Source organism: Polynucleobacter sp. AM-7D1, assembly GCF_018688455.1.
Taxonomy (GTDB): domain Bacteria; phylum Pseudomonadota; class Gammaproteobacteria; order Burkholderiales; family Burkholderiaceae; genus Polynucleobacter.
Genome location: NZ_CP061319.1, coordinates 1,583,576 through 1,596,934, shown reverse-complemented (window position 1 = coordinate 1,596,934; position 13,359 = coordinate 1,583,576). Strand labels below are relative to the sequence as shown.

12 protein-coding genes are annotated in these 13,359 nt (G+C 47.4%); 3 read left to right on the top strand and 9 right to left on the bottom strand.

The features are described 5' to 3' along the window. The first annotated feature begins 148 nt into the window (after positions 1-148). Both dnaK and dnaJ read left to right on the top strand, forming a co-directional pair. Positions 149-2,083, top strand: coding sequence for a molecular chaperone DnaK (dnaK, locus tag GQ359_RS08375; protein ID WP_215386637.1), 1,935 nt, complete (start codon positions 149-151; stop codon positions 2,081-2,083). Between the two features lie 98 nt (positions 2,084-2,181). Then, entirely contained in the window at positions 2,182-3,312 is a 1,131-nt protein-coding gene (gene dnaJ / locus GQ359_RS08370; protein ID WP_215301927.1) for a molecular chaperone DnaJ, read from the top strand. Between the two features lie 14 nt (positions 3,313-3,326). Here dnaJ and panB read toward each other — a convergent pair whose 3' ends face one another. The 6 genes from panB to GQ359_RS08340 all read right to left on the bottom strand — a co-directional run bounded on the left by panB (position 3,327) and on the right by GQ359_RS08340 (position 8,616). Next, positions 3,327-4,142 carry a 3-methyl-2-oxobutanoate hydroxymethyltransferase gene (gene panB, locus GQ359_RS08365; protein ID WP_215386636.1) on the bottom strand — a complete coding sequence of 272 codons (816 nt, stop codon included), beginning with the start codon at positions 4,140-4,142 and terminating at the stop codon, positions 3,327-3,329. A gap of 17 nt (positions 4,143-4,159) precedes the next feature. Then, positions 4,160-4,687, bottom strand: coding sequence for a 2-amino-4-hydroxy-6-hydroxymethyldihydropteridine diphosphokinase (folK, locus tag GQ359_RS08360; RefSeq protein ID WP_215386634.1), 528 nt, complete (start codon positions 4,685-4,687; stop codon positions 4,160-4,162). A 71-nt stretch (positions 4,688-4,758) separates the two neighbouring features. Next, positions 4,759-6,159, bottom strand: a complete 1,401-nt coding sequence (gene pcnB / locus GQ359_RS08355; protein WP_215386632.1) for a polynucleotide adenylyltransferase PcnB — start codon at positions 6,157-6,159, stop codon at positions 4,759-4,761. Next, positions 6,156-6,836, bottom strand: a complete 681-nt coding sequence (locus GQ359_RS08350; RefSeq protein WP_215386630.1) for an HAD family phosphatase — start codon at positions 6,834-6,836, stop codon at positions 6,156-6,158. The genes pcnB and GQ359_RS08350 overlap by 4 nt, the downstream gene beginning before the upstream one ends. A 19-nt stretch (positions 6,837-6,855) precedes the next feature. Next, a complete protein-coding gene (hda, locus tag GQ359_RS08345; protein WP_215386628.1) occupies positions 6,856-7,614 on the bottom strand; it encodes a DnaA regulatory inactivator Hda in 759 nt (252 codons plus the stop codon). 12 nt (positions 7,615-7,626) lie between these two features. Further along, on the bottom strand, positions 7,627-8,616 hold the full coding sequence (locus GQ359_RS08340) for an AI-2E family transporter (protein ID WP_215386625.1): 990 nt from the start codon (positions 8,614-8,616) through the stop codon (positions 7,627-7,629). Between the two features lie 73 nt (positions 8,617-8,689). Here GQ359_RS08340 and purM point away from each other — a divergent pair, with 73 nt between their 5' ends. Then, on the top strand, positions 8,690-9,742 hold the full coding sequence (gene purM, locus GQ359_RS08335) for a phosphoribosylformylglycinamidine cyclo-ligase (RefSeq protein WP_215386623.1): 1,053 nt from the start codon (positions 8,690-8,692) through the stop codon (positions 9,740-9,742). Between the two features lie 12 nt (positions 9,743-9,754). On the opposite strand, the gene miaA is transcribed toward purM, so the two are convergent. From miaA to murJ, 3 genes are read right to left on the bottom strand one after another with little or no spacing between them, the layout of a single operon-like run. After that, positions 9,755-10,759: a tRNA (adenosine(37)-N6)-dimethylallyltransferase MiaA gene (miaA, locus tag GQ359_RS08330; protein WP_215386621.1), complete on the bottom strand. Its 1,005-nt coding sequence runs from the start codon at positions 10,757-10,759 to the stop codon at positions 9,755-9,757. Between the two features lie 56 nt (positions 10,760-10,815). Then, positions 10,816-11,658, bottom strand: a complete 843-nt coding sequence (locus GQ359_RS08325; RefSeq protein ID WP_215386619.1) for a SirB1 family protein — start codon at positions 11,656-11,658, stop codon at positions 10,816-10,818. Between the two features lie 5 nt (positions 11,659-11,663). Then, a complete protein-coding gene (gene murJ, locus GQ359_RS08320; protein ID WP_215386617.1) occupies positions 11,664-13,217 on the bottom strand; it encodes a murein biosynthesis integral membrane protein MurJ in 1,554 nt (517 codons plus the stop codon). Positions 13,218-13,359: the final 142 nt, after the last annotated feature.

Genomic DNA, 13,359 nt, shown 5'->3' with positions numbered 1-13,359 from the left:
TTATGATGAAAAAGGACATAAAAAAGGCAGATTTCTGCCTTTTTTGCATTTTGAGCCCTTGAATTCCCTCTTTTCAACCCCATTTATTGAATATCGAATTATTCGCAACATTACGAAATTACACACAACTTAATTTTTTGGAGCCATTATGGGAAAGATTATCGGAATTGACTTGGGAACCACGAACTCGTGCGTTTCAGTTGTAGAAAACAATGCACCTAAAGTTGTCGAGAACGCCGAAGGCGCCCGCACAACCCCATCCATCATTGCTTACGTTGAAGATGGCGAAGTATTGGTTGGCGCACCTGCAAAACGCCAGTCAGTCACCAATCCTAAAAACACCATCTACGCAGTGAAGCGTTTGATGGGTCGTAAGTTTACTGATGCCGAAGTGCAAAAAGACATCGGTTTGATGCCTTACAAAATTGTTCAAGCAGACAATGGTGATGCTTGGGTTGAAGCGCGTGATAAAAAAATGGCGCCACAACAAGTATCAGCAGAAATTCTGCGCAAGATGAAAAAGACTGCCGAAGATTATCTCGGCGAAGAAGTGACTGAGGCAGTGATTACTGTTCCTGCTTACTTCAACGATAGCCAACGTCAAGCTACTAAAGATGCAGGCCGTATTGCTGGTTTAGATGTGAAGCGCATCATCAATGAGCCAACCGCTGCTGCATTGGCTTTCGGCTTGGACAAGCAAGACAAAGTGGATCGTAAGATCGCCGTGTATGACTTGGGTGGCGGTACATTCGACGTATCCATCATTGAAATTGCCAACGTGGATGGCGAGAAGCAGTTTGAAGTGCTCTCCACTAACGGCGACACTTTCTTGGGTGGTGAAGACTTTGACCAGCGCATTATTGATTGGATCATTGCTGAGTTCAAGAAAGAGCAAGGCGTAGATTTGAGTAAAGACGTATTGGCATTGCAACGTTTGAAAGACGCTGCTGAAAAAGCCAAGATCGAATTGTCATCTGCACAACAAACAGAAATCAATTTGCCATATGTAACTGCTGATGCAGGCGGTCCTAAGCATTTGAACTTGAAACTGACTCGCGCTAAGTTGGAATCTTTGGTAGAAGAGTTGATCAACCGTACTGCTGGTCCTTGCTTAACAGCAATCAAAGATGCTGGCGTAAGCGTTGGCGATATCGACGACGTGATTTTGGTTGGTGGTCAGACTCGTATGCCTGCTGTGCAAGACAAGGTAAAAGAGATTTTTGGTAAAGAGCCACGTAAAGACGTGAACCCAGACGAAGCTGTTGCTGTTGGTGCTGCGATTCAGGGCTCCGTATTGTCTGGCGATCGTAAAGACGTATTGCTCTTGGATGTAACGCCATTGTCATTAGGTATCGAAACCTTGGGCGGCGTAATGACCAAGATGATTCCGAAGAACACGACTATTCCTACTAAGCATTCACAGGTTTACTCCACAGCGGAAGACAACCAACCTGCGGTAACGATTAAGTGTTTCCAGGGTGAGCGTGAGATGGCTGCTGCTAACAAATTGCTCGGTGAGTTTAATTTGGAAGGTATTGCTCCAGCGCAACGCGGTATGCCACAAATTGAAGTGACATTTGATATCGATGCCAACGGTATTTTGCACGTAGCTGCAAAAGATAAAACAACTGGTAAAGAGAATAAAATCACTATCAAGGCAAACTCTGGTTTGACTGAAGAAGAAATTCAACGCATGGTGAAAGATGCTGAAGCGAATGCCGATGAAGATAAAAAAGCATTGGAATTAGTTACAGCGCGTAACACTGCAGATGCTTTGGCGCACTCAACTAAGAAAGCTTTGGAAGAGCATGGTTCTGCTCTAGAGGCTTCTGAGAAAGAAGCAATCGAAGTTGCCTTAAAAGAATTGGATGAGGCCATCAAGGGTAGCGATAAAGCTGCTATTGAAGCTAAGACTGAAGCTTTGGGTAAAGCAAGTCAGAAGTTGGGCGAAAAGGCCATGGCTGCTGAACAAGCTAAAGCTGGTGGCGCTGCACCTGGCGCAGCTCCTGGTGGCGCGCAAGCTGCTGCACCGGATGCTGACGTAGTAGATGCGGATTTCAAAGAAGTGGATGATAAGAAGTAATCCCTTCATTGAGAGCCATTTAACGTAGTTTAGAAGTACTTCAATAACAAGTCGGCCTCGAGCCGACTTGTGTCATTCAGGTTGTTGAGAGGAATTTTGTGCCTAAAAGTAAACGCGATTATTACGAAGTGCTTGGTGTTGCGAAAGGTGCCAGCGATGAGGAGCTAAAAAAGGCTTATCGGAAAATGGCGATGAAGCACCACCCTGATCGCAATCCCGATAGCAAAACAGCGGAAGCGCAATTTAAAGAAGTCAAAGAGGCGTACGAAACGCTGACAGATCCGAACAAGCGTGCTGCTTATGATCAATATGGTCATGCAGGCGTTGATCAGTCCAGTGGCTTTGGCGGTGGTGGTTTCGGTGGCGGTGGTTTTGCAGATGCCTTCGGTGATATCTTCGGTGATATCTTCGGCCAGGGTGGCGGACGTCAGTCAGGACCCCAGGTTTATAAGGGCGCTGATTTGCGTTACAACATGGAGATCACTCTCGAGCAAGCTGCTGAGGGTTACACCACGCAAATTCGGGTGCCAAGCTGGAGTGACTGCAAGCCATGTCACGGTACAGGCGCTGAGCCTGGAAGTAAGGCTGAGAGATGCACTACTTGCGATGGCCATGGCCAAGTTCGGGTTCAGCAAGGCTTCTTCTCAATGCAACAAACTTGCCCCAAGTGCCGCGGTACAGGCGAGTACATTCCGAAGCCATGTAAGACTTGTCATGGTAGCGGTAAACATAAAGAGCAAAAAACACTCGAAATCAAAATTCCTGCGGGTATTGATGATGGTATGCGCGTGCGCTCAGTTGGTAACGGCGAGCCAGGTGTGAATGGTGGACCATCTGGCGATCTCTATGTTGAAGTCAGAGTAAAGCCCCATAAGGTATTTGAGCGTGATGGTAGTGATTTGCATGTTCAGATGCCAATCTCTTTTGCTACTGCAACGATTGGTGGCGATATTGAAGTGCCAACGCTTTCGGGCCGCGTCGAGTTTCCGATTCCTGAAGGAACGCAAACTGGAAAAACATTCCGTTTGCGTAACAAAGGAATTAAAGGTTTGCGTTCTACGATGGTGGGCGATCTTTTTGTTCACGTTGCCGTTGAGACGCCGGTGAAGTTAACTGAAGAGCAGAAAAAATTACTGCAGAACTTTGATGACAGCCTGAAATCAGGTGGTGACAAACATAACCCTCATCAAAAGGGTTGGTTTGATGGCGTAAAGAGTTTTTTTAGTTAGCTAGTTATTAAAGCTTATCCAGCAAAGCCGTGTTCGGGTCCAGGAAATTTTCCGGATTTCACTTCTCGAACATAGGCTTTGACTGCGGCCTCAATTGAGGCATGACCATCCAAAAAGTTTTTTACAAACTTTGGTGGTTTTCCAGGGCTGATGCCCAACATATCTTGCAATACCAACACTTGGCCGGAGCAATCTGCACCTGCGCCAATTCCAATTGTAGGAATGGAAAGCGATTCAGTAATCAGCTTTCCTAATGAGGAGGGGATTGCTTCGAGCACAATCATTTGCGCACCCGCTTGCTCGCAAGCAATCGCTTGTTCGAGCATTAAGCTTGCAGCATCCTTTGACTTACCTTGAACCTTATAGCCACCCAAGATATGAACAGACTGAGGCAGAAGTCCCAAGTGAGCGCAAACAGGAACGCTACGTTCCACTAAATATTGAATGATGTCGATTTGCCAATCACCACCCTCAAGCTTCACCATATCTGCACCAGCCCGCATGAGTTCTGCAGCTGAATCTAAGGCTTGAACCGAATCACCATAACTAGCAAAAGGAAGATCTGCAATCACGAATGCATGGGTGTTGGCGCGAGCTACACATTCAGTGTGATACGCCACTTGCTCGACCGTTACCGGGGTAGTGCTTGAGTGACCTTGAATCACATTACCTAGAGAATCCCCAATCAGGATGGTATCCACCCCGCAGCGATTTAATAAGGCTGACATGGTGGAATCGTATGCTGTCAGCATAGAAATTTTTTCACCCTCAACACGCATGGAGAGGAGTTTAGAGATCGTGATTGGCTTTTCGCCTTGTAAGTAACCCATGGCGTGAGTTTAATGAATTAATGTGCTGATTGGCTATAAACGTCTTTTTCAGCGCAATTACAGTTGCGGCAAGGGAGTTTTTCGATCCGTTGATCGGCTACATTGGGTAGATAGGCCTTAAGTTCACCCCAGTTGGGTAAAAAGAAATCCGGAGCAATTTCCAGTAAAGGCAGGAGAACAAAAGAGCGCTCAATGATTTTGGGGTGCGGAATAGTGAGCTCGGTATCCGTTTGGGAGACGCCCTCAAATGCCAGAATATCCAGATCAATTGTGCGAGGTGCATTGGTGTAAGGGCGCTCACGGCCAAATTCTTGTTCAACCGCTTGGCAGACGTGTAATAAGCCGTAAGGGCTTAATTGCGTTTCTATTTCAATGACTGCATTGATGTAGTCTCCGCCAGTCGCTTGAAATGGTGCACTTTGATAGAAGCAGCTTTTGGCAACAATTTGGAGTTCGCAACGCTGCGCGAGGCAAACAATCGCGTCAGTAATGAGTTGACGTGTGTCACCGATATTGCCACCAAATCCGATAAAAGCTCGAGCCATGCTCATCCCAAACAAGAGAAAAACTATAGGAGATTACCGAGCCTACTTTACTGAATTTTTCTTAAGTCTGCTTAGTCTGGTGAAGCTTCAGTTTGGATAGTGGCTTTAGGTTTTCTGCGGCGGCGCCGTTTTGCAGGGGAGGCGCTATTGCTTGCCTCATTCTTGACGCTGGCCATCAAGGCTTCCTGCCCTGCTGGGTCGGTAGCGATGAAGTCGGTCCACCATTGACCTAAGGATGGATTTTTCTCACCGGTAGCGCAACGCAGCAACATAAAGTCATAACCTGCTCTAAAGCGTGGGGATTCAATGAGGCGATAAGGGTAGCGTCCAACACGCTTTTCAAAACGAGGCTGCATAGACCAGATTTCTCTCATATCGCTTTCGAAGCGACGCTGGATCACCATGCCGCTACTTTGGCTCGCAATCGTCCCATCCATTGCATCATGCAATGCGGGGATGTTAGAAATCCCCTTAGCGATATTCTTTTTCCAATTGTTCAGCAAGTCTGGCCAAAGTAAGGTGGCAAATAAGAAGCCTGCTGAAACACTTTTGCCAGATTGAATGCGTTGGTCGGTATTGGCAAGCGCAATACGTACAAAATCATTTGCCTCTTTAGAGTCTGCACTCTGATCCAGGATGTGATCAAGTAAAGGTAGGAGGCCATGGTGTAGTCCTGCATCCTTCAAGCCTTGAATTGCAGCCCATGAATAACCCGACATCAGTAGTTTGAGGATTTCGTCGAATAGGCGGGCTGATGGAACATCATGAATTAACTTACCCAATTTGGCGATAGGTGCGCTTGTAGCTGCATCCAAAGTAAAGCCTGTTTTGGCGGCAAAACGAATTGCACGCAGCATTCGAATCGGATCTTCGCGATAGCGTTTGGCGGGATCACCAATCATGCGTAAAGTTTTCTTCTGCATGTCGGCCATGCCGCCGTGATAGTCGAGGACAGTCTCGGTAGCGGGGTCATAGTACATTGCGTTGATGCTGAAATCTCTCCGAGCAGCATCCTCATGTTGGCTACCCCAAACGTTGTCACGTAGAATGCGGCCATTTTCCGCTACATGCTCGCCAGCGTTCTCCAATAAGGCTCTGAAGGTCGATACCTCAATAATTTCCGGTTGACCTTTACCAAAGAAAGTGACGTGAACAATTTGGAATCGACGACCAATGAGACGTGCTTTACGAAATAGCTTTTGTACTTGATCTGGAGTGGCATTGGTTGCTACATCAAAATCTTTAGGCCCAATGCCTAGCGCTAAGTCCCTCACTGCGCCACCGACGATAAAAGCCTCATAGCCGGCTTGTTGCAATGTCTGAGTTACTTTCACTGCATTTTTGGAGAGTAAATCTGGATTAATGCGGTGAGATTTTTTTGGAATTCTCTTGGGAGCACCGGAGGTATGGGCGGCAGTGTGTCTGACCATAGGGTCACGACGCAAAATACGTTTAATAAATTTGGTAATCATGCAAACAGTTCAAGTATGGGCCAGTGGCGTTTTGTGGCTTCTTCACGCAGGCGGGTATCTGGATTGGTGGCAACAGGATTGCTGACTTTTTCCAGGAGAGGTAAATCATTCATTGAGTCCGAATAAAAAAAACTTTGTGGCAACTGATCCAATGCGTGATTTTGAGTGGCAAGCCAATCGTGCACTCGTTGAATTTTGCCCTCTCGGAAGCTCGGAATACCTTTGACTTCACCAGTGAAATCAGCGAAGGGGTTGTCATCCACGGTGGCAGGTTCAGTGGCCACAAGATGTTCTATGCCAAAACTCTCAACAATGGGTCTGGTAACAAAGCTATTGGTTGCAGTGACAACGCAGCAAAGATCACCGGCATCTTGGTGACGCTTCACAAGATCAATCGCCTCTTGACGAAGTTGACCAGTAATTACTTCGCGCATAAAAGTGTCATGCCATTCTTTGAGTTGCGCGCGAGAATGTTCTGATAGCGGCTTTAATGCAAAGCGAAGGAATTCTTGGATATTGAGCTTTCCATCCTTGTAATCTTGATAGAAGCGTTCGTTTTGCTGTGCGTAGTATTTACTATCTACTACGCCGATACGCGCCAAGAACTGGCCCCATTCATAATCGCTATCGCAGGGGAGTAATGTGTGATCTAGGTCGAACAGGGCTAATTGGGTCACGAATTGAATATGAATTAATTTATTTTTGTTGCAACAGCTCTCTTACGAGAGGCAAGGTAACAGCACGTTTTGTTTCTAGTGAATAAGCATCCAAAGCATCAATCAAGGCCATGAGGTTAGGCATATCGCGATAAAAGCGATTTAATAACCAAGGCAAAACATCTGGCGATAAAACTAAGCCGCGCGCTTGCGCCGCTTGTTGTAAGGCCTCCATTTTCTCATCATCCCCCAAAAGGTGAGTTTGAAAGATCAAACCCCATCCCAGGCGGGTGCGAAGGTCTTCTCTAAGCTTTAGCGCCCCTGGAGCAGCATTGCCAGCCATGAAAATATGCACCGCTTTGCTGCTTTGAATGGCATTCAGAATACGAAATAAAGAGGCTACCAAGCGCTCATCAAGTCGATCCACATCATCAACAGTAATGACAGAGGGTGCATCACTAGCGCAGAGGGAGGGTAGATTTTCCTCTAGGCGAACCCAGGAAATCGGTTCCTTAGGCGTAAGGGGGAAGTATTCCAAGCCTAAGTACTGAGCTGCGTTGCCGACGGCACTGAGTAAATGGGTGCGACCAGAACCCTCGGATCCCCACCAATAGATCCAGCGTTGATTCAAGGGATTCTCGCTAGCCAATCTTGGAGCATTCGCCTCCCAGGATTTAGCTAAGGCTACTAAAGCAGAGTGCAGCGCTAGATTTTCTCCAGCTAAAAAATTATTTAAACTAGGTTTGGGCGTATGACTGATGTCGAGCGCAAACTGCTTTGGTAGTGAAGGCTTATTCATTACTGCAGAAATTTACTTTTGATACCAAGAGCTTTGGGTATAGCGTGACCAGCCGTATTGGAGTAGAACTAAGCCGACTGCGCTCGTTGGTAATGCTAAAAGCACGCCAAAGAAGCCGAATAATTTGCCGAATAGCAACAATGCAAAGAGAACGGCAACTGGATGCAAACCAATTCGCTCGCCTACCAGGCGCGGTGTAAGAAAGAAGCCTTCAATAAATTGCCCAAGTCCGTATATCACCAAGACGCCAATGATTGCACCACCAGGACCAAATTGTAAAAGGGCTGCGAGGATGGCTAAGCTAAAGCCTAAGGTGATGCCGATATAGGGGATCACAATCATGAGTGCAGTGAAGACACCAAATGCTACAGCGCCTTTAATCCCCACTAGACTTAACCCAACGCTATAAAAAACAGACATGATAGAGATAACGATCAGCATGCCTCTAAGATATTGAGATAACAGACCATCAGCATGCATGATCAAGTGATGAACCGTATCTTGTGCGCGAAGAGGTACGATTTTTTTAACTAGCTTAAAAAAATGATCCCAGTCGATTAGGAGATAAAACATTACAAACAGGATGAGAACTGCATTAACGAACCCAGTAATTACTGAGCTGCCAGACATCAACACGGTCTCTAAGGTGGATGTCATTAGCGCATCGGAATTGTCATTCAGGTGAGTCGTAATTTTTTGGGTCGCACTGGATTTCAGGGAGCCCCAATCCACATTGATATTTAATTCACTCAGCTTGGGTCCAAGCCAGGCTTGCGTGTTTTGGATCCAGTCTGGGAATTGGGCTCTAATGAGGGGAATTTCGGTTTTAAGGAGGGTTATAAACAGACTCAAAATCAAAAAAACCACTCCCAGACCAAGAATCATGGCAATTGCAGCCGCGGCTGCGCGGGGCAGCTTACGACCCTCAAGCCACAAGCAAACTGGGCGTAAGGCGTAAGCCAAAATAAATGCGGTTAAAAAAGGGGTAAAAATTTCAGCCATCGTGCTCGAATCCTCTAGAATTCAATGATTCTACCGACCAAGTAGCGTTTTTTACTAATCTTCTATCTCTGCCATGAACTCAACTACCAATTCTTCCTCAAAAGGCCTTTCCTACCGTGACGCTGGTGTCGATATTGATGCTGGAGACGACTTGGTAGATCGCATTAAGCCTTTGGCTAAGAAAACCATGCGCGAAGGTGTATTGGCGGGTATTGGCGGCTTTGGCGCCCTGTTTGAAGTGCCAAAACGCTACAAAGAGCCAGTATTGGTATCGGGTACTGACGGCGTTGGTACAAAGCTCAGATTGGCCTTTGAGTGGAATCGTCATGACACGATCGGCCAGGATTTGGTGGCAATGAGCGTGAATGACATTTTGGTTCAAGGCGCTGAACCACTCTTTTTTCTAGATTACTTCGCTTGCGGCAAGCTCACCGTCGACACAGCTGCCACCGTAGTTGGTGGCATTGCTAAGGGTTGTGAATTGTCAGGATGCGCATTGATTGGTGGTGAGACTGCTGAGATGCCTGGTATGTATCCTCCAGGTGAATATGACTTAGCTGGCTTTGCTGTCGGCGCTGTTGAAAAATCCAAAATCATTACTGGTGCAACGATTGCCCCGGGTGATGTGGTGTTGGCAATTGCTTCGAGTGGCGCCCATTCCAATGGCTACTCTTTAGTTCGCAAAATTATTGAGCGTGCTGGCGCAAAGCCAACTGATGATTTGGGTGGCCGTTCATTGGGTGATGTGGTGATGGCCCCTACGCAAATTTACGTGAAGCAGCTGTTGAAGTTGATCAATGAGATCAATGTAAAGGGAATGGCTCACATTACTGGGGGCGGCTTAGTGGATAACGTGCCACGTGTGCTCCCAGAAAATACGCAAGCTGTATTACATCGCGATAGCTGGCAAATGCCAGAGCTCTTCCGCTGGTTGCAGATGAAGGGTGGTGTGGCTGATGCAGAAATGGTGCGTGTATTTAACTGCGGTATTGGCATGGTGGTGATTGTGTCTGCCGATCAGGCAGATGCTGCAATTCAATCTCTCAAGAACGAGGGTTTGCATGCTTGGACGGTTGGTGAGGTTGTAGAGCGCCCAGCTGGTGCACCACAAACCATCGTTATTTAATACGTCTAAAGCTTATTTGCTTAGGCTTTGCTTGCAGTGCTCTAGGGCCGCATTCAACTCACCTGGGTTGAATGGGTCAAATGTTTTTCTTCCAGCGATTGCACGCAACCAAGTTAATTGCCGCTTACCGAGCTGCCTAGTCGCTGCTAGTGCTTTGTAGCGCATTTCAGTCTGATCAACTTCCCCGGATAAGAACTCCCAGACTTGTCGATAGCCAACAGAGCGAATCGCAGGTAAGTCACCATGCAGGTCTGGATTTTTTCTAAGTAGCTGAACCTCTTCTAACAATCCTCCGATGAGCATTTCATCAAACCTTTTTTCTAGGTTCTGGTGTAAGCGTGAGCGATCGCTGGGCTCTAGCGAAACGAGGTCAATCCACTCCGGAATGGTTGAACCTTCTCTGCCATCTTCGCTTGGCGCATCTGCCAGCAGTTCCGACATTGGTTTGCCCGTGATTTCATAAACTTCTAAAGCACGTTGTACCCGTTGAGAGTCATTGGGTTGTAAGCGCGCCGCAGTGATGGGGTCTACTTTGGCGAGTTCGGCATGCATCGCAGGCCAGCCAATTAATTTACCTTGCTCATCGAGACGGGCGCGAATTTCTGGATCAGCTGGTGGTAAAGAAGAGAGGCCATAGGCCCAGGCCCGCCAATACAACATCGTGCCACCAACCACGACGGGAATATTCCCACGATCACGAATTTCTTCGCATAGTCGCTTAGCATCATTTGCAAAGCGCGCTGCTGAATAAGATTCGGTGGGTTCTAAGATATCAATCAGGTGGTGCTGAACCGCAGCCTGTTCTGCTTTGCTTGGTTTGGCGCTCCCAATATCTAGTCCGCGATAAACCAGGGCAGAGTCCATGCTGATGATTTCAACTGTTTTACCTAAGAGCTTGGCATGCTCTGCCAAAGCCATGGCGAGATGAGTTTTGCCTGCGCCTGTAGGGCCAACAATACAGAGTATGGGTGGCTGATGAGGTGAATGCGTAGGCTGAATGTGAGGTTCAGTTTGCATAAGACATTATAGGAATGAAATGCTGCAATCTCTATTGAGATTGACGAGCCTGCTGATTAATGCAGTTTTGTTTGGCTCTCGAGCGTAGCAATATGCTCACGAATATCCGCTGCATCTTCTGCGCCAGGCATTTCGCTTAAGTAGCGATGAAGGTCAGCTATTGCAGGACGAACATACTCTAGTTGCGCAAAGATTAAGCCGCGATCTCGAATCTCTTCGCTTGACTCTGGCAGCAAAATGACGAGGCGCTCTTGAATGCCTAGTAGACGTTCCCAACGTTCATCTTCGGAGTAAATCATTTTGAGATTTCTCATAAAGCGCGAGAGAATTTCTCGAGAGCTAGAGGCTCGCAAGAAAATATTGAGTGGCAGACTCAGTTCGCCACGATAGCCTTTAGCATCGAGGTAGGGGTCGAGCATTTCCTGTAATTGATTTTTGGAGAGGGACTCGCCATTCAATGGGTCCATGATGATTTCACCTTGTTGTAAGGAGATGCGCATCATGAAGTGATTTGGAAAAGATACTCCGCGAATATTTAAACCAATTTGCTGACCAAGCTCCATCATCAAGATTGCTAGGGAGATCGGAATGCCACGGCGATTCTCAATGATTTGATGAAGATAAGAATTCTCGGGCGCGTAAAAATCATTCGGATTGGGGCCAAAGCCCAATTCGTTGTAAAAGAAATGCTTGAGCAATTGCAGGCGCTGAATCGGTGGTGTATCAGAGGTAATGCGTTGCTTCAACTTATTGCCCCACTGATCAATTTGATCTAGCACTCCCTGAACGTTGAGATCAGGATAGGCATGCTGAGCAACTGCAACCGTCGCTTCAGTTAAGGGAAAGTGCTCGTCCTCAGCAACGAGGGATGTGAAATAGTCAAGTTGTTGTGTTGGCATAAAAGCTATTTTGCATGACGCAGGAATTTTTGCCAGCGAATGCCAACAAGCCATAGGGCTGAAAAATAAACTACTGCAGCAGCAGCTAGCCAGGCAGCCAGCAATCCAATGCGGATCCAGGGGCTAGATTGCAGAGCGATCCAATCGTGTGCAGTAGCGGCGTAATACAAGAGAAATGCAAAAGGAATTAAGGCAAGTAAGAGCTGCCCTAAGTACTTTAACCATGCAGCGCTAGGTAGAGCGCCACGACGATGTAAGCCAACCCACAGTAGCGTTGCATTTAGACAGGCGCCAGCGCCCACGGAGAGGGCAAGGCCAGCATGGCCTAGCCAAGGAACAAAAGCTAAATTAGCCAATTGGGTTGCTACCAAGACCAACAAGCCAATTTTTACTGGTGTGCGGATATCTTGTCGTGAATAAAATCCGGGAGCCAAAATCTTTACCAAAACAAGACCAATGAGTCCAACGCCATAAGCTGCCAGTGCACGCTGTGTCATGAGGACATCCAGGGCGCTGAACTTGCCGTAGTGATACAGCACCGCTGCTAGTGGCTCACCAAAAATAAAGAGAGCAATTGCGCAAGGGGCGGCCAGCAAAAAGGTGAGCTGCAATCCCCAAATCAAGAGCTCACCAGCATGCACTAAATCATTTTTTGCATTTGCCTTGCTCAAGCTCGGTAGCAAGACTGTGCCTAGCGCAACGCCTAAGAGGGCGGTCGGAAACTCCATCAGACGATCGGCATAAGAGAGCCAGGACACGCTACCAGTTTGTAAGCGAGATGCAATATTGGTATTGATGATGAGGGAAATCTGGGCGACGGAGACTGCAAACACCGCGGGCCCCATGAGTTTCATGACGCGCCGTGCATCCGGATTTTTTATGGCTGCTTTGATGGCGCCTGGTAAGAGACCCACTTTAGGCAATAAGCCTAGGCGGTATAGCGCTGGAACCTGAATCGCAAGCTGTAAGAAGCCACCCACGAGCACGCCAATGCTCAAGGCATAAATCGGTTGATCCAGATAAGGTGCCAAGAAGATGGCGCTGCCGATCAGGGCTAAATTGAGTAAAACGGGGGTAAACGCCGGAATAGCAAAGCGGCCAAAAGTATTGAGGATCCCGGCCGACAGGGAAACCATGGAAATGAGGCCAATGTAGGGGAACATGATTCGGGTCATGACTACGCTTGCCTCATATGCTGGACCACCCTCAAAGCCCGTAGCAATCACCAGAATCAACAGAGGGGCACCGATCACCCCAAGGAGTACCGTTAGCAACAAAGCCCAAAATAAGAGCGTGGCAACGGCATTTACAAGGATTTGGGACTGTTTTACGTCCCCTTTAGTGGAAATTTCTCCCAAAATGGGTACAAATGCCTGAGAAAAGGCTCCCTCGGCAAACAGTCGGCGTAGCAAATTAGGTAGTCTGAAGGCCACATTAAAGGCATCTGTCCACTCCGAGGCCCCAAAACTACGGGCAATCAGGGTCTCACGGAGGAGTCCGGTGATCCTGGAGAGCATGGTGAGGGAGCTAACCTTGGCGGCAGCAGAAAGCAGATTCATGGGCTAATTTTCCCCTATTTATCAAGCGACTGGGCTTTTTTAGTCCTTTAATGTAAAATCTTGGGTTTTGGTGAGTCAGCTTACAAATTTGGCGAACCCACGCAGATTTTCAGTTAATCGTATTTTGTAATTTTTATATAGC